Source organism: Mucilaginibacter oryzae (assembly GCF_003148845.1).
In the GTDB taxonomy this organism is placed as follows: domain Bacteria; phylum Bacteroidota; class Bacteroidia; order Sphingobacteriales; family Sphingobacteriaceae; genus Mucilaginibacter; species Mucilaginibacter oryzae.
Genome location: NZ_QGHA01000002.1, coordinates 773,275 through 794,687, shown reverse-complemented (window position 1 = coordinate 794,687; position 21,413 = coordinate 773,275). Strand labels below are relative to the sequence as shown.

Sequence of the window (21,413 nt, the reverse complement as noted above, 5' to 3'; positions counted from 1 at the left end):
AATAGGTTTATATTGTTCAGGAGAATTAGCTATTCAGTCTTTACCAAATATATAAAATTATTAAATAAACCAAATAAAATTATTTATTTGGTTGAGGGGTTATGCGTAAATAGGGTTTAACCGCTGTATAACCTTTCGGAAATTTGGCAGGGATGTCTTCAGTTTTAATGGCAGGCACCACTACAACGTCCTCTCCTTCCTTCCAGTCGGCCGGTGTAGCCACACTGTAGTTGGCGGTTAATTGCAGCGAATCAATCACACGTAAAATCTCCTGGAAGTTACGGCCTGTTGATGCCGGGTAAGTGATGATCAGCTTAACGGCTTTATCCGGCCCGATAATAAACAGCGAACGCACGGTAGCGTTAACCGAAGCATTAGGGTGGATCATATCATAAGCTTCAGAAATTTTGCGGTCTTCATCGGCAATGATCGGGAAGTTAACTTCAACTCCCTGGGTTTCGTTAATGTCGTTGATCCAGCCATGGTGCGATTCTACCGAGTCGACACTCAGCGCCAGTACCTTAACATTACGCTTTTCAAACTCATTTTTTAAAGCCGCGGTTTTGCCCAGTTCGGTGGTGCAAACCGGTGTATAATCGCCCGGGTGCGAAAATAATACGCCCCAGCTATCGCCCAGATATTCGTAAAAGTCAATGTCGCCTGCTGATGTTTTTGCCTGGAAGTTTGGCGCCTTATCGCCTAATCTTAAACTCATAATGATAGATTTTTATATTAAATTAATACTACTAAGTTACTATACATTATTACACAAATGCAAACAAACTTTAAATAATCCTATTATTTACGCCAACATTACAAAGGTTGTGTTGTTGAGTTTGGAAAATAACCACAACCGCTACCAATGAGCAAACACACCTATAATACCGGCATTATTGGCAATTGCGCCTTTTTAGCCCATATTAATAAAAATACCAATGTTGATTGGCTTTGCTGGCCCCGTTTCGACAGCACATTTATCTTCGGCGGCTTGCTTGACCATGATAAGGGAGGCGAGTTTTCTATCCGCCCCGAAGGCGAGTATGAATCAGAACAGCATTACCTGGAAAACACCAATGTACTGATTACCGAAATAACCCCCAAAAGCGGCGGCAAGTACCGGATCACAGACTTTGCGCCGCGCTTTTACCAGCACCAGCGGTATTACAAACCTTTAATGCTGATCCGTAAGATAGAAGCCATAGAGGGCTCGCCAAGAGTGATCGTTAAATGCGAGCCGGTATCTGAATACGGCGCGGTAAAATTAACCGTTAACCGCGGCAGCAACCATATCCAGTACCAGGGCGGCGAAGAGAATATCCGCCTTACCACCAATATCCCGATCAGTTATATTTTTGATGAGCAGGCTTTTGTGCTTAACGAAACCAAATACCTGGTAATGACCTATGGCGAACCGCTTGAAGCGCCGCTGAACAGCACTGCCGAGCGTTTTTACTCCGAAACGGTTCAGTACTGGCGCACCTGGATCAAGCATTCATCCATCGCTACCTATTTTCAGCCCTTCGTAATCCGGTCGGCCCTGGCCCTTAAAATACACCAGTACGAAGATACCGGCGCCATCATAGCCGCAAGTACTACCAGTTTACCCGAGTCGCCGGGAAGCGGCCGTAACTGGGATTACCGTTATTGCTGGCTGCGCGATACCTATTATGTGATCACGGCGCTTAACCACATCGGCCATTTTGAGGAGATGGAAAAATATTTCAGCTATGTTACCGATATTACCATCTCTGAAATGGAGCGTTACCAGCCCCTTTACGGCATCACCGGTAAAAAAGACCTGGTAGAAACTATCCTGACCGACCTGAACGGCTATATGGGCAACCAACCGGTACGTATAGGTAACCAGGCTTCAGAACATATTCAAAATGATATTTACGGCCAGGTGCTCATCTCCCTCCTGCCATTGTATACCGATCACCGCTTTGTGTTTTCTGAAAGAAAGGATTCGGTGCACTGGATCCAGTTTTTACTGGATAAGATAGAGCACACCATCGATGAGAAAGACGCCGGCATCTGGGAGTTCCGGAACATGGCCAATATTCACTGTTACAGCAACCTGTTTCAGTGGGCCGGCGCATCGGCTGCCGAGAAAATGGCGCGTACCATTCAAAACCAGCAACTGATTGATAAAGCCGTTTCGTTAAAAGAACGCGCGGCGGCACATATAGAAAGCTGCTACGACCCGGTGAGGAAGGTTTATACCAATTCGGCAGGGAGCAGTAACCTGGATGCCAGTACCCTGCAACTGATCATGATGAATTACCTTGATCCGGCTTCAGAAAAAGCACGTGACCATTTAGCTGCATTAGAGAAAGAGCTAAGAACACCCAATGGTTTATTTTACAGGTATTTATATGCTGATGATTTTGGCAAACCTAAAACCACTTTTCTGATTTGCGCATTCTGGTATGTAGAAGCTTTGGCAGCCGTTGGCCGTTTGGATGATGCCCAGCGCGAATTTGGTAACCTGCTGCAATACTCAAATCACCTGCAGCTTTTCAGCGAGGATGTTGATGAAAACGACGGCAGCCAGTGGGGTAATTTTCCGCAGGCTTACAGCCATGTAGGCCTGATGAACGCCGCTTACCGCATAGCCATGAAGCTGGACAGGCCGATATTTTTGTAGGGCATGATTTGGGTTGGGTATTAATTTGCTGATTCTTTTGCAGGGGGATTTAACATAGGGTTGCGTGGTTTTTTAAACGCAAGCTTATGTTAAGCAACCCGTTATAAACACTAACGGATATTTACAGATAATTTGATAAGTATATATTAGTTTACAGCAATTGGTTATCATTAAAGCACTGCTTTTAGTGGGCTTATTATTTATTCTTCTTTTTTCGGATTAAAACTAAGCGCTGTTTTCAGATTTGTGTTGAAATCTGATAGAGGCTTTTCTTCTTCTGGTATTTGCCCTATAGGTTTTCCAAATAAATCAGTTTGGCCAGGTTCAAACATCAGATATTGTTTTGCAGATACTTTTGGAGTTGACTTTTTGAATTTGGGCTGCACCGATAATTGCATTAAATCCTTTTGAAACTTTTTACCGAATAACCTCAAAAATTCATCCCAATTTGATGAAATATTCATTAACGTTATAACAGATATAAGTTGCTTTTCGAGGTGTGGTTCTCCAATATCAAGTGTGAGGCTTTGATGAAATCTCGCAGTTCTGTTTCCAGCTTGGCTTATAGGCGTTTTTCTCTCTAATTCTTCCAAAACGCCCTTAGGCAATAAATTATAGATTAGCTTTTTTGTCCATGTCCCTATTACTCCTGGTCTATTCTGTATGCCGTTTACAGTATAATCCCATCCGTTTAACCTAAATATTTCCTGATAAAATTCGTCGGGAAAACGTTTTTGCCACGGCAGTAATTCAGCAGCTATATAAGCACTTAAAATCTTTTGAAGTTCATCCTTTTCACGATTATGCTGATAGCCGGTAGCCTCGTCAATTAAGGCAATTATACCTACCTTTGCTACCGATCTAATTATGACCTCTGCCTGCTCCGCAAAAATCTTTTGATTATCTCTTAAAATGCCGGCTTTATTTAGGGTTATCAGTGCGTCACACAAGTCTATAAGAGCCGTAGCGTCATATCCATAAGTAGTTGGCTGTGAGCCTCCTGCGTCAACTCTTTTAAATTTTATTGGCTTTAAAATGCCGGCTAAAATTTCAGGAGGAATATTATTATTGATGTTTTTATTGGCAATAAAATTTTTAAGCCAATCTCCACTACTACCTTCATATCCAAGGGCCTTTTGCATAGCTCTGCCGGATAAAACCCTTGTGCCGTCTTCTAACACATAACATGGTATTTCAACTGCCCCTAACTTTAAAGGGGTCTTGTCAGAGCCGTAAGCGGCTTTTAAAATCTTACTCATTTTGTTAATTGGTTATTATTGTGTCTGCCCGCTCCTTTTCCAGATATAACTTTATTGCGCTTTTTAATATGTTCTTAACCTTCCCTCTTCTTATGTTTCATCCTCCTCAAATATTACATCTGAACCACTTAACTTGCCATCGTTATCAATATCTGTTTCAACAGAATCAATACCAAAGCAATTACGAATCCTCTTCAACATAAACCAAGCAGTTTTTTGGGTTACATTTAGTTCTCTGCCTAATTGGATAGATGAAATGCTTTTTTTATGAGCGGTTGCTAAAAATATGGCTAAAAACCAAGTCCTTAATTGAATCTTAGTATTATCGAAAAGGGTTAAGGTACGAACGTTGAAATATTTGCCAGTGTTACGACATTTGTATTTATTCCCGGTACATTTGTAAACCTTAGAAGTTGCGTCAAATGGGCTAACAACATTACCATTCCAACGTAATTGCTCTAAATGGTTAATGCAAGTTTGCTCATCGGGGAAAGCTTTTATTAACTCCCTAACTGATTTAAACTCCATGTTTATCATATTGCAATTGGATTACAATATAAATATAGTAGTTATTTACACAATTTGCAATTTTTATTTGTGTAAAATTATATATTGTCGTAATTTTCTGAATTGTCGTCTCCCTTAGTTAAACTGTTAAGTAACCTATATTTAGTCAGCGTTACCTTGTTGTTTTCGGATATTTAGGTTTACCAAGCATCTATAAATAATGTGTATGAAAACAAATATCAATCAAATCCGGATGGTAAAAAACTCACTTAATGGTGTACGTTTCCTTATTCATGCCCACGCCGGTTATTTTTAATGATTTCCAATTACCCGGCAATTTACTTTTAACCTGCACAATACCCGCCGGGGTAATATCCAAACCGCCAAAACCCATCAATAAACTCTGAATAATACCGCCTGCTCCTGTGGCAAAATAAGGATTGGTGCCGCCTTTGGTTTCGGCAATTACCCTAAACGGCGGGTTCAGGTTTGGCTCATAGGCGTCTTTAAAAAAGTGATAAGCCTTTTCGCCGTTACCCAAACGCGCATAAAGTAAGGCGAACACCGCCTGGGTCATGGCCGGGGTGCCCTCATTAGGCACACGCGTTTCATAATATTCCAGGTCTTTTTTTATCTGTACCGGGTTTGTTATGGTTTTAAGCGGGTAAGCCAGCAGGTTTACATCGGCTTGTTTAATGCCCTCGCCGTTGTAGGAAGCATGTTCGCGGGTAACGCCGTTATCCAGTTTTAGTATCGGGATATTCTGAGCAACGTTAGCCCAATCGGCATCGGCCTTTTCGCCTAATATTTTCGCCGCGGCTGCTGCGTTTAGCAGGTTGGCTTTGGCTGCGGCATTGGTAAACGCATTGTTGTCAATATTTTCGGCCCACTCATCGGCTGCTACCACATTTTTGATATCATAGTGCCCCGGCCCGTTGCGTTCAACGCGACTGGCCCAGAAATCGGCAGTGGCCGAAAGGATAGGCCAGCCTTTTTCGCGCAGCCATTGTTTATCCTGGGTAACGCAATAATAATTCCAGGCGGCAAGTGCCACACAAGCGGTGATATGGTGTTCAAAGGGGCCGCTCAGCGCCCAAACAGGGGTTTCCTCTACCCCGCTGTCGGCGCTCTCCCAGGGGAACATGGCCCCTTTATAACCGTGCGAAAACGCGTTTTTGCGGGCCGCCTCCAAACGCTCAAAACGGTATTCGATCATCGATTTCGCTATTTCGGGATGTAAAACCAGCATGGCCGGGTACATCCACACATCGCAATCCCAAAAAACATGGCCATTGTAGCCCAGGCCGGATAGGCCCATCGGCGATGGCGAATAAGCCGTACCCGCGCGCGAAAAGGAATATAAATGGTAAAGCATGCTATGGATATCCTGCTGCGACTGGTCGTCGCCCTCAATCCGGATATCGCTCGTCCATAAATCATCCCAGGCCTGGTTATGGAATCTGATCAACCTGTCGCGGCCCTCCAGTTTGGCAAAAATGGTAAGGCGCTCGGCTTCATTGAGCGGATCGGCATGGTGAGCCGAAGTTATGGACGAGCCCGTTACCGCGTAACTGTAAGTTTGCCCGGCGCTTATCGCCTTGCTAAACTTCATGAGGTGCATGTTGTTATCCCACATCTCATGTATAATGCGGGGCTCCTGCCCGTGCGGTTCGTTAAACAAAAACGACGTTGACGCGCAGAGTTGCATTTTGCCGGTTGGGCTTTTAGCTGTTGAGGTGAGCAGGCTGATGGTAACATGCGGCCTGTCAATCTCATTATAATAATTCTGCACATCTTTTAGGGCGTCGGGCGCTTCCATCACGCTGGCCGATGTGATATTGATAGCCTGTTTGGCAGTTATGGAAACATCCATCAGCACCGTAAATGGCAGCTGCCTTAATGAGTAGTACGTGTATTTGATAGCAGCCTTATCACCATAATCAAAACTGGTGGTAAAGGCGGCATGCTGCATATCCAGTTCCTGTTTAAGGTTGCTTATATTTTTGGCGTCAATGCGCCTGCCATCAATCTCGAGGTACATATTGAGCAGGTTGAAACTGTTCAGAAAGTTGCTCACCCTGCCCCTGCCGTAAAGATCATAAGCGCCGGCCAGCACCACGTTTTTAACCTTAAAAGGTTCGGGGGCCGATACGATGCCGATCATGCCGTTGGCTACGGTTATGCCGTAGTAATTGGCCGGATCAATCTTATCCGCCTTTATCTTCCAGGTATCGATATTTTGCGCCCTGCTTATTGACGGCAATAGTAAAGCTAGGTATAAACTATATTTTAATTTCAAACTCATTATCAGTAACTTAAATTGCTAAAACTAAAATATTACTTAACCTTCAATTGCAGTTTTTTAACAACCAGCTGCCCAATCTCTGCTCCTTGTTTTGTTCCGATTAAACAGGCGTTTTTAAAGTGTATCCCACCCAGCACCCGCGACATGGATGCCGATCTTGCAGCTTCGCGGAAAGACTTGAAGGATAAGGGCTCGATGCCAAACTCCATCTCCGACGAATCGGTATAGGCGAAATGATCACCGATCCTGCTGGTTAGCACTTCGGCCGCGGCCGACGAAATTACCGCATGCCCGCTGCTGTATTCCGGGAAAGGCGGGGTTTGAATATATGGCCGCCAGTCGGCATTGATATACTTGGTAATAATGGTTTCAGGGCGTACGTAGTTAGACCGGTACTTGAGGTACCAGCAATTGATAAAACCATCAAACAGGGCTATCGATGTTTCGGCATAAACGCTTACCGTGGTGCCAAAGTCCATTTTTTTGGCGCGGGTGGCCATGGCGGTGATATTCATCCAGTGCCCTCCCGGCGAAAACTTTTTGGTGGCGAACGAGGCATGCCCCACTACATTAAGTTTGAAGGCATTATCATCCCAAAAATCGGCCTGGTGCTTTTGCTCTTTGGTAAGGCTGTCTACAATCTGCATCACCTCAACCGCCTGTTTATAAAAAGGACTGTTATGATCTTTAATATTGAAAACCGGCGGATCGGGCGGTATAAACTGGGCCGTGGAGTCAAGCACCATCGGCCTGATTTCGCCCCAGTGCGCTTCGAGCGCCTGGGCGTACATAGGCGGCGTGGGGATCCAGCGCCCATCCTGCTGTTTTACCACATATTTACTGGCCGAACGGGTTTGCGCGTAATTATCGCCCTTGCTCCATTTCAGTATAAATTTGGCAACTTTAGCGGCGTAATTTACCGAACCTTCAAACAAATCAGAGGGCATGCCCGCGTCTTTAGCCTTTTGTTTCAGGCTATCAACATATACGTCCATACTGCCTTCAGGAAAGGTAACCGCGTTACCAACCGTACAAAAGGCCAGTAAAGCGGCAAACTGGTAATCAACCGCTGTATCTTTTGATGCCGCAGGCACTGCGGGCAGGTGCCTGATCTGCCCGGATAAGGAACGGTAATGCGCCGGATCGCCGGAGGCTATTACCTCGTAGGCGGCTATGTTGGCATATACATAATTACGCGAGGCCGTAACCGGGGGGAAGTTATTTTCCAGCACAATATCGTTCAGTTTTTTTACTGTGGCACGATATAGTTCAGGATCATGTATTACTTTTTTATAATCAGTTTTTTTACAGGATGTAAATAAAAACAATATGCCCAAAAGGTAAAATACAAAGGGTTTCATCAGTTATAAAATAGGTTAAAAATCAGGAAGGGGTACCGGGAGATAGCCACCATTCGCTTACATTGATCAACAGCCAATATAAGGTTTTTTTAGCAGGCTGCCGCATAACCGGCACCGTTTTTAGGTAAATAAAACAAACTTTTTGTTTTATTTTTCGCTGCTGTTTTTGGGAGAATTGCTTTTAAGATAGTATGCTACTTATAAAAAATTGTATGGAGAAATTTTCACACGGATTATCTTTTAAGTCGGACACAATCAAGGGAAATCTCTTTTAAACAACATCCTAATTATAGCCTCACCTAAATTCTCTACAAAGGAGAGGACTTTAAGAAACAAGGCGCTCCCTCTCCTTGGGAAAAGGTCGGGGTGAGGCCTTTTAGCACAGGCGATGACAACTTCTTTTAAAGTGATTTCCCTGGGCCCAATTAAACGAATTACACGAATGGTCATTTTCCTGTTATTACAGCATTCGTGTAATTCGATAATTCGTGAAGTCAGTAGAAATTTTTAACACGAATGCTTGGCACGTCGTACACAATTCAACAAATTACACAAATCATGGCACAGAATAATATTCGTGTAATTCGATAATTCGATAAAATTCGTGTAGAAATTTTTAACACGAATGCTTGTCACGTCGTACACAATTCAACAAATTACACAAATCATGGCACAGAATAATATTAGTGTAATTCGCTAATTCGATAAAATTCGTGTAGAAATTTTTAACACGAATGCTTGTCACGTGGTACACAATTAAACAAATTACACAAATCATGGCGCGGAATAATATTGTTAGCTATACAGATCGATGGTTTTGTAACAGTTAAAAGCAATTCGCTGCTGTTTTTATCCTTGAATGCGCTAAATATTATTTAAATTTATCACCCTTGTTACCCGTGCTCTTATAAACCAAATGAAGAAGATTGTTCTGATTGTTTTAGCTGTTATTATACTATCCGCGGTGAAATTGATGTTCATGTCCGCAAAACTTAATATTAACCAGGGAGTTGCTATCGACGCTTCGGATGCGATCGCCTCGAAATTCCTGATCAACAAAAACGGATGGGATAAATGGTGGCCGGGACAGAAAGTGAACGATAATCATTACCGGTTTAAAGGCTCAGACTTTTATATCACCAAAATAACCAATGGCGATGTATACCTTCAAATAAAAAATAACGGACTAACATATGACAGCGACATCAGTTACCTTGCCGGTGAAGAGGGTTCGGTTAATGTTAGCTGGACCGGCCGGGGGAAAGGAAAAACAGGCTTGCTTTCGATTGTAAACAATGCCACTACCAACAGAGCGGTAAGCGAACAAATCGTGGAAATATTAGACAGCATGAACCATTTTTTAACGGATGAACGCAATACCTACGGCTATAAAATATACCTGAACCATGCAAAAGATACCGTTTTGCTTGCAACATCGGGCAGTTACGTTGCCGCGCCATCTATCGAATCAATTTACCGCATTATTGATAGCTTAAAATACCAGGCAAAGCAACAGGGCGCAACCCCAACCAATTTCCCGATGCTTAATGTTACCCAAACAGATCAAGATGCATACACGTTAAACGTTGCGCTGCCTATCAATAAGCCAATTGCCCCGGCGGGGAAGACAACCATTAACCATATCCCTAAAGGTGGGAATTTATTGGTGGCCGATGTGCGCGGCGGGCAAAAAACAATTGATAACGCCCTGGCACAGATGAAAATGTATATGAAAGATCATAGACTGATTTCGCCGGCCATGCCTTTCCAGTTACTCATTACCGACAGGCTGACCGAAAGGGACACATCAAAATGGGTTACTAAAATTTATTACCCTATCTTTTAAAGGCAAACTTTCCACCGCGAAAAGAACGTAAAGTCATGTAGTTTTTGCTGTAGATGAACCCGGAAAGTTTACTGTTTTTCAGCGGTTTATCAAAATCACCCTACCGTCGTAAGTTACCGCTATATAACTATTTGGTTTGCTGCCTTTAAGTTCAGCAAAATACGTAAGCTCCTGTCCGTTAAGCGCGGCATTGACAAAATACTTTGGCGCTTTAAGTTGTTTTTGTTGCTGGTCATAACCAAGCGAAACCAAACCAAGCGCATCGTATTTACCTTCGTACGGCACAACACCCCAGAAATTTCCATTCAGCAGGATTTCGCCAGTGCTGCTTTTCAATATCGATTTAACCGGGGCTTGCTGATATAAATAAGGCAACGCCGTTGACGACGATGCATGCAACACATCGCTTACAAAAATGCTGTTAAACTGGTTTGCAGAGAGCTTTTTGCTATCATCCAGTTTATCTTTAAAAACCTCGTCGGTGGTTTTATCGGCCATTTTTTGATAGCTGAGCCATTCTTTTTTGATATAGGGCAGTTCCTGCTCCAGGTCGTTTTTGGGGCGGAAAGGATAGTAAAGCCCTTTGTAGCAATATGATAAAATCAAATCATTTTTGCCATCGTTATCCAGGTCATTATTGTAGGCATAAAGCGGGGCATCGGCGGTTACATTGTATTTGTTGTTTTGCCCCCAGTTTCCGGCAATTAAATCCGCCTTGCCATCGCCGTCAACATCGGTAATTAAAGCCGATTGCCACCAGCCCTTTTCCTTATCCAATACCGGCGAAGCAAACCGGTTTAATTTTTTTCCGTCGTTTAAAAATAAATAAACAGGCTGCCATTCGGCAGTAATCAGTAAATCCGGCTTACCGTCGTTATTGGCATCTGTAACCGATATATCGGTTATGTGCGATAAATTGCGGATTTCGTCGTAGTTTTTATCCGTACTTATTTCAAACCTGCCGTTGCCCTTGTTAATCAATATTGTCGAGGGTACCGTAGCGGTATAATCTCTGAAGGATACGGCGCTGGTAAATAAAAGATCTTTTAAACCGTCTCCATTAAAATCAAACGGGGTGATTTTTGAAGCCTGGTAGTTGAGCTTAGGCAAAGGTTGGTATTCAAACTGTAAATCACCTTTGTTGATGTAGAGGCGAGGCTGTACCAGTTTTCCAGGTTCTAAAAAAGGGTGATTGGCAGTGATCACGATCAAATCGGGCTTACCATCGGCGTTAACATCAGTCCAGATTGCCTGCTCATCGCCGAGCTCTTTATCATGATCAAAAGCCGGTACGGTAACCTTCTTAAAATCCCCGGATTTATCGGCAACAAGCAGATATTTTTCTTCACCTGCGGTGCCGCCCACATAAATATCATCAAGGCCGTCGCCGTTCGCGTCGGCTACGGCTATGGCTGAGGTGTGCGGCAAATAGGTATGCGGCAATAAAGCGTAGTAGTTAAAATCGGGCGTATCAAAAGTTTTTACTTCGGTTAAAACTTTTGACCGGACAGGCTGCGTGCCGAACTGTTTACTATTGCTGATGAAACCGGCAATTACCTGCGAAATCTGCTTGCCGGTATCAACCGATTGCCTGTTGTAACTGATGGCGATCTTTTCGCCGGGCATAAAATCATTGATCACCTGGTAACTGTTATCCGGCCAAACCACTAAAAGCTGCTCGGGCTTATCGCCGGGCGCGAAAGTAAATAGCAATTCGTTATTCAGGTTACTTTCATAAGCGCTGCTGGTTTGAATTTCCTGGTGATCTATATGTCCGCCCGATTTCAGGAATAATTTAGTGCCAATACCGTCGCGGTTTCCCCCCTTGTACTTCACATTGTATTTCAAAAACAGTGGCCTTGCACCCTTTTGGTTTTCGGCAGTGGTATTTTGGTAGATGTAAGCCGGTTCGTCCATATTATTGGTTACGATATCCAGATCGCCGTCGTTATCAAGATCCACAGCTACCGAGCCGGCAGATATGGAGGCCCGCTGCATATCATTAACCGATGAAACATCTGTAAACTTCAGCTTGTCCCCGCCGTGATAAAAATAATTGTGAACGCCGCCTTCGGGCATTTTATTGATCTTATCTTTATCAAACACCCGGCTTTCTTTGTAAGCCTGCATCACCGAAGGATCGCCGAGGTATTTCAGGTAGTCCATATCATTAAGGCGGCGCTTAATGCCGTTGCTAAAAAACAGGTCTTTGGTTCCGTCCATATCAAAGTCCTGCACCAGGGGGCTCCAGGTCCAGTCGGTTGCGGATACGCCGCTGTACAAGCTCATGTCTACAAACTTTTGGCCGTTGCCCACATTTAATTGTAGGCAGTTTTTTGAATATTGATAGTAGTACCCGGCGTTAACTTCCTGGTTGTAAATATCCAGCGGTTCATCGTTAATGGTGGATTTAAGCACCTTCATTTCTTCGGGTAGCATATCGGTGGTAAGCACATCAAGGTAGCCATCCTTATTGATATCGCTGATGGCGTTCCCCATCGAAAAGAGGCTGGTATGCCCGAAGGCGCTTTTCAACTGCTCCTTAAACGTGCCGTTGTGCTGGTTGATATAGTAATAATCCTGCTCAAAAAAATCATTGCTTACGTAAATATCGTCCCAGCCATCATTGTTTAAATCGCCAATGCTAAGGCCGAGGCCGTAACCTATCGGGGCCGAGTAAATGCCCGAGCCGGCGGTAACATCGTTAAAATGACCGTTATCGTTTCTGAAAAGGTGGTCGCCTGCATCATGGCTGTATTTAAACCTCTGGGTCGAATCGCCGTAGGTATCATTGCTATGCACCGATGATGTTAGCAGGAACATATCCAGGTCGCCATCTTTATCATAATCAAAAAATGAAGCCTGGGTTGAAAGGCCCGCAAAATCAAGGCCGTATTTCGCTGCACTTTCGGTAAAGGTAAGATCTCCGTTATTGATAAAAAGCTGGTTTTTACCTTTAAAAGTTTTGTAGCCCGATACCACACTCAGGTAAATATCCTTTAAGCCGTCGCCATTGATATCCACAACGGTTACCCCTGTTTTCCAGTTACCGGTACCCGCTACACCAGCCTTTACGGTAATATCCTCAAACTTCATCCCTCCTTTATTGAGGTAAAGTTTGTTATCGCCCTGGTTAGATACAAAATACAGATCGGGCAGGCCATCGTTATTAAAGTCGGCTGAGGCCACGCCTGCTCCGTTATAAAAATACAGGTAGTCTAAAATATTAACCGAGTCGGTTACAATGTTTTTATTGACAAAGCCAACCCCGGTTTCGGCAGCAGGCAACAGTTTAAATATTTTAGTCTCCACCGCTTTCTGTTTGCACGAAAACCAACAGGCCATTGCAAGCCACACACCAATACAAAGCAGCAAGCGTTTTTTAACATTCAGCATTGAATTGATATTAACGTAGTTCATAAGCTTTAAGCGGTTGGTCATTAATACCAAAAAGGTAATATTTGCTACCCTTGCTGTTTTTTATTGTTAAAGATGATCGTACCTGCCCGTTCAGGTCCAGGCCCGTTACTGCGGCAGGCGAATACACGAACCCGTTTTTGGCGTACCGGTAAACCAAACCACGGTTGGCGTCTAAACGCCCAACCTCGGGTTTAAAGCCGTAAAAGTTACCTCCCAGTATTATTTCTGTCGACCCGGTGTTGCCTATATCATCGCACAAAATGGTATTCACCATGGATAGCTGCGCATCGGCAGGTAAGGGTTTGCAGGTAAATTTGCCGCCCTTATTAAAAAATACTGCCGAAGCCAGGAAATTCATCTGGTGGGTTTCGGCGCCATCCAGCATATCGTTGGTAAACACTTCGTTAAAAGGTTTCCCGGCATAGTCCACATATCTCAGAAAACGCTTTTTCAATATGGGCATCTGCCCTACCAAATCGGGCTTCATATGGAAAACGTAGTTTACACCATCGCTTTTATACATGGATGTAACACACTCTTTGGTGCCGTTATTGTCAAAATCCTTGATATGAATTTCCATCGGCTGCGTAAACGAAGCCTTGAATTTGGAGTTGAGACCTATATTGCCGCCAATAATATCCAGGTTACCATCGCCGTCAACATCGGCTACTTCTAAACTGCTCCACCAGCCTTTATAATTATTAAGCTGCTTATCCTCAGTAAATTTGCCTTTGTTGTTTTTAAAGATCCGGATGCCCATCCAGTTACCGGCAACTATTAAATCGGGCGAACCATTTTTGTCGATATCCACCCATTTTGCGGCTGTTACCATCCCAAGTTTTGTATCGGCTCCCAAAACCTGCTTTGATACATCGGTAAAATGGCCGTTGCCATCATTATGAAAAACATACGATTTTGGGTAACAGCCATAGAGCCCCGGTACGCTCCTGCCGCCGATAAACAGATCGGGCTTACCGTCGCCATCATAATCGGCAGCTACAATTACCGAAGCATTAACGGCCGCAGGCAAGGTGCGGCCCGCGTCGCGCGTGAAATTCCCTCTACCATCATTTACAAAAAAGCGGGGGGTGTAAACCGGTGTTTCCGCCTCGTCGGCGTTGCCACCAACGCCGATAATTAAATCCTGGTCGCCATCGCCGTCAAAATCACCAAAAACAGCTCCGGCGTTTTCGATGTACTCCTGTTTGGCAAAATCGGCAGGGATAGTTTGTTTAAACCTGCCGTCCTTTTGTTGAATATAAATAGCGGCGAAGCTGTTTTTAGAACTGCCGAAGTAAAAATCAGTCAGGCCATCACCGTTAACATCGGCGGCTGCCATGTATGGATTTTCGGTAGAGAGCATCTGCAGCATCAGGCGCTCATTATCAAAATCGATAAAATCATCTTCCCTGTGCTTCGGGATGCTATCAAATATGGCTTTGGTAACATCGGCAAACAGGGTTTTAGCAGTGGGCTTATCCCAATTATATTTTAAGTGCGCGTTAGTTTGTTGAAAGGTATATGCGCTATCGGCCTTTACATTTTTTATCAACTGGTAGTTGCCCCCCGGCCAAATTAACTGTACCGAGTCGGCAATGGTATTTTTACCTATTCCTATGGTTAGCAAATTGGGCGCGGTGCAGCTTTCAAAACCACGCGTAGGCTGGTTGTAATACAATACCGATGTGCCTTTCATAAATACTTTCACAGTAGCGCCTATGCCCGAAGTATTTAATCCACTGCCTTTTAGTTTGATCCTGATATAATGATTACCGCTTTTATCGGCGTTGTTTTTATACACGTAAACCGGCGAATTCTCGTTGTTAACAATCAGGTCGTTATCCCCGTCGTTATCCAGATCGGCATAGGCCGATCCGTTACTGAATGCAGGCTTGTCCAAACCAAAATCTGCCGATTTGTTGGTGAAGGTAAGGTTGTGATTATTCAGATAGGCGTAGTTGGATAATGGCGTTGAAGCCATTTTGTCGGTAAAGTCTTTATAATCAAACTTCTTCCTGCCCTCGGCTATTTTGGCCATGTTATCGCGGTTACCTAAAAACTCAATATAGTCCTGATCGGTAAGGTCTTTATAAATACCGTTTGATACAAAAATGTCTTTCCATCCGTCGTTATCCATATCAAACATCAGGGCACCCCAGCTCCAGTCGGTAGCTGCTACGCCCGAGTAAAACGCGGTTTCGGAGAAGGTACCATCTGCATTGCCGATCTGTAAACAGTTTTGCATGTATTGATTGTAATAACCATCGCGCTGTTTGGCCTTGATCACGTCGTACGATTCGAACGAGGTCATTTTTTTGAGGCGTTTATCGCCCTCTGGCAGCATCTCGGTGGTAAAAATATCATAACGCCCGTCGTTATTGATATCAGCAATATCCGATCCCATCGAGGCCAGGCTCAGGTGACCTGCAACATTCTGGATCTCTTCTTTAAAAGTTCCGTTTTTTTGATTGATGTAGAGGTAATCGCGCTCAAAAAAATCATTGGAAACATAAATATCCGGGTACCCGTCCTGGTTGATATCGGCAACTGATACGCCCAAACCGAAACCGATATCGCTTGAATAAATGCCGGCCTGTTTGGTTACATTGGTGAAATGGCCCCCATCGTTGCGATATAGGCGTGCACCGCCCAGTTCATCAACCACCGCCCGGAGGTTTTTACTGAAATCGAACGATTCGATAGGCCTGAACGAGTTATTCAATACAAAACAATCGAGGTCGCCATCGTTATCATAATCAAAAAATATGGCCTGGGTTGATAAACCATTATCTACCAGCCCATATTTTTCGGCTTCTTCTTTAAACGTGCCATCGTGTTGATTGATGAAAAGTTCGTTCCCTTTTTCTTTACCGTGGGCGTTACCGCTATGGCAAACATAAATATCCAGCCAGCCATCGCCGTTAATATCAACCATGGTAGCGCCGGTGCTCCAGTATTTGGTGCCCTTTACCCCCGCCCTATCCGTCACGTTCTCAAATTTCCAGTTCCCCTTGTTAATATATAACTGGTTACCCCCCATGTTGGAGGTGAGGTAAACATCATTAAGCCCGTCATTATTCACATCGCCGATGGCTACGCCACCGCCGTTGTAGTAATTGCGGTAGGTAAACACATTGGTGCGGTCCTGATCGTTTAACTGATTGATGAAATTGATACCAATCGCTTCATTATCCTGCAAGGTAAACAAGGTTTGCTTGTTGCCCCCCTTGCATGAGCACAGGATAACCATCGCGGCAAAAAAAAGTAACCGGGGTATTTTTGGAAGCATATACATGAAGATAAAACAAACGTAGCGGAGTTTTTCCGCTACGTTGCTTTCAATCAAATAAATCTCAATTATTAATAACCTGCGTTTTGTTTCAAGTTAGGGTTGGTGTCGATAGCGCGTTGTGGTATCGGATAAACAGTTTTGCTTTTGTCTGTTTTGTTAGGACGCTGATCAACCGGGTCATTAAATTTCTCAAAGCGGATCAGGTCGTTCCTTCTCCAGCCTTCCCAGTAAAGTTCACGGCCACGCTCAGCAAGCATCACAGTCAAGTCTACTGAAGTTAAAGCCGAGGCACCACGGGGAACCCGGATCTGGTTAACAAGCTGCAACGCGGTCTGACCTCCTGTAGGTGTACCTCCACGTAATATGGCTTCTGCTTTTTCAAGCACCACGTCGGCATAACGTAAAAGCACATAGTCGTTTGACGAGTTGTCGTCGTTAACGGTATTATCGGCTTTAGGCTGAGGGAAGTACTTAAATACCCTGATACCCTGCGCCTCGGTAGAGAAGTTAAGATTTACATCCGGCGTAAAAACCAGGGGTTTACCGCTACGCTGTGTTAAGGCTTTATGGCCGGGACCATATTGCTGTCCAACGGCAAAGCCTGCCCTTAAACCAACCCTGTCGGTAAGGCCCGGATAATCTACGCCACGGCGTTCGTCGGTAGCTTCAAACGAATTGTAAAAATCGGCAAGCGTAGTAAAACCGTTCCATCCATCAGGAGTCTGGTTGTAGTGCAAGCCCATCCTCCAGCGGTTTTTAGCAGAAGCCGGCGCATTGGTTTCGGTGTTATAAAAACCAAAAATATTTCCGTGCGATTTTTCTGAGTTATCCCAGGCAAAATCCTGGAAGTATTTACCGGCTGGCTCTAAGGTATATCCTGCCGCAGTTACCTTATCGGCATATTCAATAACCTTATCCATATCGGCCTTATCAAAAGTAAACGGGCCGCCTACTGTAGTGGCTTTATAAACAGCTTTATTCAAATAAATTTTTGCCAATAAGGCCTGCGCAGCAGCTTTATTAGCTATACCTATATTGGCAGTGGTTGTAGCCAGGTTAGCTTCAGCAAACTCCAGGTCTTTGATCATGAAATCTGTGGCCTCCGGGCGTTTCATAACTGTTGGTATAGATGATGTTGGGGCATCAGGATCGCGAAATGGCTGTTGTCCGTACAAATCAACTATCTGGAACATAAAGTAAGCCCTCAGGAAACTGGCCTGTGCTTTGATATTATTATCAGTAGCTTTATTTACAACCTGCGTTGCTCGAAACACACCTATATTCAACTGGTCCCAGGTATCATTAACCTGGTTATGTATCGGTGTCCAGGTATGGGTATGCAACTTACGCCAGGTACCAAAATCTCCCCAGTCTGTACCACGGGTCGGTCCCATCATTTCGTCTGTTGGGTGCTCTTGTAAGGCATATGTATTTGCCTGGTCAGTTTGTCCGTAAAGCTGAGAGTAGACACCGTTAAGCTGAGCGGCAGACCCGGTAGGGTTATCATCTATATATTTTGACCCGTATGTTTTCTCATTCAGTTTTGCGCAACCGCTTGCGACCATCAAAGCAAAGCAACCGATAGCTGCCTGTGATGTAATTTTTTTCATTTTCATGTTGTTAAAAACTTGCGTTTACACCTAAAGTAAATATTCTGGCCTTGGGATAAGAGGTATAATCAATACCCTTAGATGCCACGTCGTTTCGTTGTTTATCTGTATTAACTTCAGGATCAAGACCTGAATAATTGGTGAACAGAAGCAAATTCTGTCCTGTAAGTGATACCCTAAGCGTTTTAATCGCATTTGATTTAATTGGGAAAGTATAGCCTAACGTAGCGTTACTTAGCCTCAGGAAATCGCCTTTTTCAAGGAACCGGGTAGATACCTCACCCGAGTTAAGCGGATTTTCGTTAGTTGCCGCTACTGCTTTAGTTACGTTACGGCCGCTAAGCAGGTTGCCTTTGTAGAAGAACGCGTTGGCTGTATTGTTGTAAATATAAAAGCCGGTAGCCGCGTTTAAGAAAAAACTGAAGGTCCAGTTTTTATAACCAAAATTGTTGGTTAAGCTGGCGGTAAATTTAGGATTCGGACTACCCTGTAATGACGGTACGTCAATACCTTGCGGATAAATACCAAAACCATTTTTATCCAACCCTGCATAGTTTGGCATGTTGAAAGTATACAAAGGTACGCCATTGGTAATAATCTGCGCGTAAGCACCGGAAAGGCCCTGTCCATCAATATTACCGGTAACAATATATGCATTGAAATTTTTAAGCGTGTTTTTAATAAACGTCATGTTATAGGCCACATCCCATGAAAAATCTTTACCCTGTACCGCGGCAAAATTCAAACCTACTTCGACACCCTGATTGATCACGTCGCCATCAAGGTTTCTGTAAAGGCGTGGCGCGGCTGTTGGTTGAGGAAGATCCTGGAGGAACAATAGGTCTTTTATAGACTTATGAAAATAATCTACCGAACCGTTCAAGCGTCCGTGAATGATTGAGAAATCCAAACCGGCTCCATAGGTAATGTTAGACTGCCATTTTAAATCAGGGTTGTTTTGGTGTAATTGTTCTGTTCCATCACGAGGGAAAGTTATGTATTGCCAAAGGTTTTGTGAACCTAAATCAGGAATTTCCTGATTACCGGTTTTGCCGTAATTTAACCTCAAACTTAAATCATCAAACAAACCGCCCTTAGGCATAAATTCTTCATTGGTAATACGCCATTTTACCGCAACCGCCGGAAAATTGCCATATTTATGACTATCACCAAAACGCGATGAACCATCTCTCCGGATAGTTCCAGTTACGATGTACCGGTCTTTATATGAATAATTTACACGCGCAAAGTATGACTGCAGCTTGTAGCTTGAACTATCGCCAACAGGGTAAGGCAGATGGGTTTTAAAATCGTCATAATTTTTAACCAAAACTCCCGGCGTAGAGGTTCCAAAGCCAAATTCGTTGCGGTTAAAGTTTTTGAAAGTCTGGTATGAATAACCGGCCAACGCTGTGATCGAACTGCCGTCCTTCCACTTCTTATCATAATTCAAGGTATGTTCGGTAGTGTAATTGGTAACCTCGTTGTGCGTGATAATAGCTGTACCATTACCGGTTGGTGAAGGGTAGTTTATTTGCTTAATACCTATTGCATCGGTAAAACCCACGATTTTAGGATCATAGAAAGCTTTTCTTTGTCCTCTTGATATATCCGCGCCGACGTTGCCCTTATAGTAAATGCCGCCAAATAACTTTAAGGTAACAGTTAAGTTGTTCAGGAACCTGTTGATGTTATCACGGTCATCTAACTGATTTAGTAACGAAACCGGGTTCCTGAAACTATTTCCGTTTGGATATCCTGCATCATTATACCCGTTTATATCATAATACCTGCCCTGCGTGTCAAACACCGGAACTGTTGGATTTAATTGTATCGCCGCACCAATTAAACTACCATTAAAACCGGCGTTGTTGGTAATGGGCGCAAACTGATCTTTTACATTTGAATAAGTTGATTGCAGATCAAACTTAAGCCTGTCGTTTAGGAAAGATTGTGAAGCATTGATACGACCATTCAAACGTTTTAAACTTGAATTTTTAACTATACCCTGTTGATTGTCATAGCCAAAAGAAGCACGGAAACTCCCTGTGTTATCTTTACTTGCACCACCGAAGCTAAGGTTATAGTTTTGCGATACCGAAGTGCGGAAAATCTCTTTCTGCCAATCGGTATTACCGCCATAATCAACACCACCCTCAGAAACCGGCCCTGCATTGGCACCAACTGAGGCAACCGCCTTCAAAAAGGCGTCCCGGCCAAGCACATCGTAACGTTTTGCCGGCGATGAAACACTTGTATTTGAAGAAAACTGGATACCCTGACCTTTGCGGCCTTTGCGTGTAGTAATTAAAATTACACCGTTTGCTCCACGAGAACCATAAATTGCTGCCGAAGAAGCATCTTTTAAAACAGATATATTTTCTATATCTGCCGGGTTTAAAAATGATAATGGGTTACGTGCAGACGAGCTACCGGCACCAACGCCATAGCTGCCAGTTGTACCGCCGCTGTTATCGATGGGGATACCATCAATCACATACAGCGGTGCATCGTTTGCACGAAGTGAACCGGCTCCACGTATAGCGATAGTTGCACCTGCACCGGGTTCACCGCTTGAAGGAGTTACCTGTACGCCAGAGATACGACCCTGCAGTAACTGATCGGGAGTTGAAATAACGCCTTTGTTAAAGTCCTTTGTACCCAAAGTAGCTACCGAACCTGTTGCGTCTTTAACTTTTTGGGTACCGTAACCAATTACCACAACTTCGTTCAGAGCGCGGTTAGCCTCTTCCATCTGTACGTCAATAGCGGAGCGACCGTTGATAGGCACGGTTACATTCAGGAAGCCTACATAAGTAAACGTAAGACTGGCAGCGTTTGCAGGTACCGAAATTTTGTAAGCGCCGTTTGCATCCGTAATTGCGCCGCCCCGGGCACCTATGGCTGTTACTACCGATACCCCTATTAAAGGAGAGCCATCTTTTTTGTCAGTTACTTTACCTGTTATCACCTTATTCTGCGCCATGGCGGGCTGCAGCATAAGGCATAACACGGCAAAGAAACATACACTGAGTAAATGTTTAATTTGCATAAAACTTGAGATTTAGTTGAAATTGGTTTGTTGTTTGGCTTAGATTTTAACAGGTAAAATTGTTAGCCGCTGTTTTATACGAAGTTGCGCTCATATAGTTCGGCATTATATTGA

11 protein-coding genes are annotated in these 21,413 nt (G+C 43.9%); 2 read left to right on the top strand and 9 right to left on the bottom strand.

The features are described 5' to 3' along the window. Positions 1-79 precede the first annotated feature (79 nt). Positions 80-715, bottom strand: coding sequence for a peroxiredoxin (locus LX99_RS08700; protein WP_109607493.1), 636 nt, complete (start codon positions 713-715; stop codon positions 80-82). Positions 716-862: 147 nt separating this feature from the next. On the opposite strand from LX99_RS08700, the gene LX99_RS08695 reads away from it, so the two are divergent. Then, positions 863-2,647, top strand: coding sequence for a glycoside hydrolase family 15 protein (locus LX99_RS08695; protein WP_109607492.1), 1,785 nt, complete (start codon positions 863-865; stop codon positions 2,645-2,647). A 200-nt stretch (positions 2,648-2,847) separates the two neighbouring features. On the opposite strand, the gene LX99_RS08690 is transcribed toward LX99_RS08695, so the two are convergent. From LX99_RS08690 to LX99_RS08675, 4 genes are all read right to left on the bottom strand, one after another. Then, entirely contained in the window at positions 2,848-3,906 is a 1,059-nt protein-coding gene (locus LX99_RS08690) for a P63C domain-containing protein (protein ID WP_109607491.1), read from the bottom strand. A 90-nt stretch (positions 3,907-3,996) separates the two neighbouring features. Continuing rightward, positions 3,997-4,434, bottom strand: coding sequence for a transposase (locus LX99_RS08685; RefSeq protein WP_146203082.1), 438 nt, complete (start codon positions 4,432-4,434; stop codon positions 3,997-3,999). Between the two features lie 244 nt (positions 4,435-4,678). Continuing rightward, a complete protein-coding gene (locus LX99_RS08680) occupies positions 4,679-6,718 on the bottom strand; it encodes a glycosyl hydrolase family 95 catalytic domain-containing protein (RefSeq protein WP_109607489.1) in 2,040 nt (679 codons plus the stop codon). A 32-nt stretch (positions 6,719-6,750) separates the two neighbouring features. After that, positions 6,751-8,079 (bottom strand): vanadium-dependent haloperoxidase, encoded by a 1,329-nt coding sequence (locus tag LX99_RS08675; RefSeq protein ID WP_109607488.1) that lies wholly within the window; start codon positions 8,077-8,079, stop codon positions 6,751-6,753. 916 nt (positions 8,080-8,995) lie between these two features. Here LX99_RS08675 and LX99_RS08665 point away from each other — a divergent pair. Then, on the top strand, positions 8,996-9,925 hold the full coding sequence (locus LX99_RS08665) for a hypothetical protein (RefSeq protein WP_109607486.1): 930 nt from the start codon (positions 8,996-8,998) through the stop codon (positions 9,923-9,925). A 78-nt stretch (positions 9,926-10,003) separates the two neighbouring features. Here the strand turns inward: LX99_RS08665 and LX99_RS08660 are convergent, their stop codons facing one another. The 4 genes from LX99_RS08660 to LX99_RS08645 all read right to left on the bottom strand — a co-directional run bounded on the left by LX99_RS08660 (position 10,004) and on the right by LX99_RS08645 (position 21,299). After that, positions 10,004-13,345, bottom strand: a complete 3,342-nt coding sequence (locus LX99_RS08660; protein ID WP_170122658.1) for an FG-GAP repeat domain-containing protein — start codon at positions 13,343-13,345, stop codon at positions 10,004-10,006. Further along, positions 13,332-16,634: a VCBS repeat-containing protein gene (locus LX99_RS08655; RefSeq protein ID WP_170122657.1), complete on the bottom strand. Its 3,303-nt coding sequence runs from the start codon at positions 16,632-16,634 to the stop codon at positions 13,332-13,334. Before LX99_RS08655 ends, LX99_RS08660 begins: the two co-directional genes overlap by 14 nt. Before the next feature lie 71 nt (positions 16,635-16,705). Continuing rightward, positions 16,706-18,247, bottom strand: coding sequence for a RagB/SusD family nutrient uptake outer membrane protein (locus LX99_RS08650; RefSeq protein ID WP_109607615.1), 1,542 nt, complete (start codon positions 18,245-18,247; stop codon positions 16,706-16,708). A gap of 10 nt (positions 18,248-18,257) precedes the next feature. Next, entirely contained in the window at positions 18,258-21,299 is a 3,042-nt protein-coding gene (locus LX99_RS08645) for a SusC/RagA family TonB-linked outer membrane protein (protein ID WP_109607483.1), read from the bottom strand. Positions 21,300-21,413: the final 114 nt, after the last annotated feature.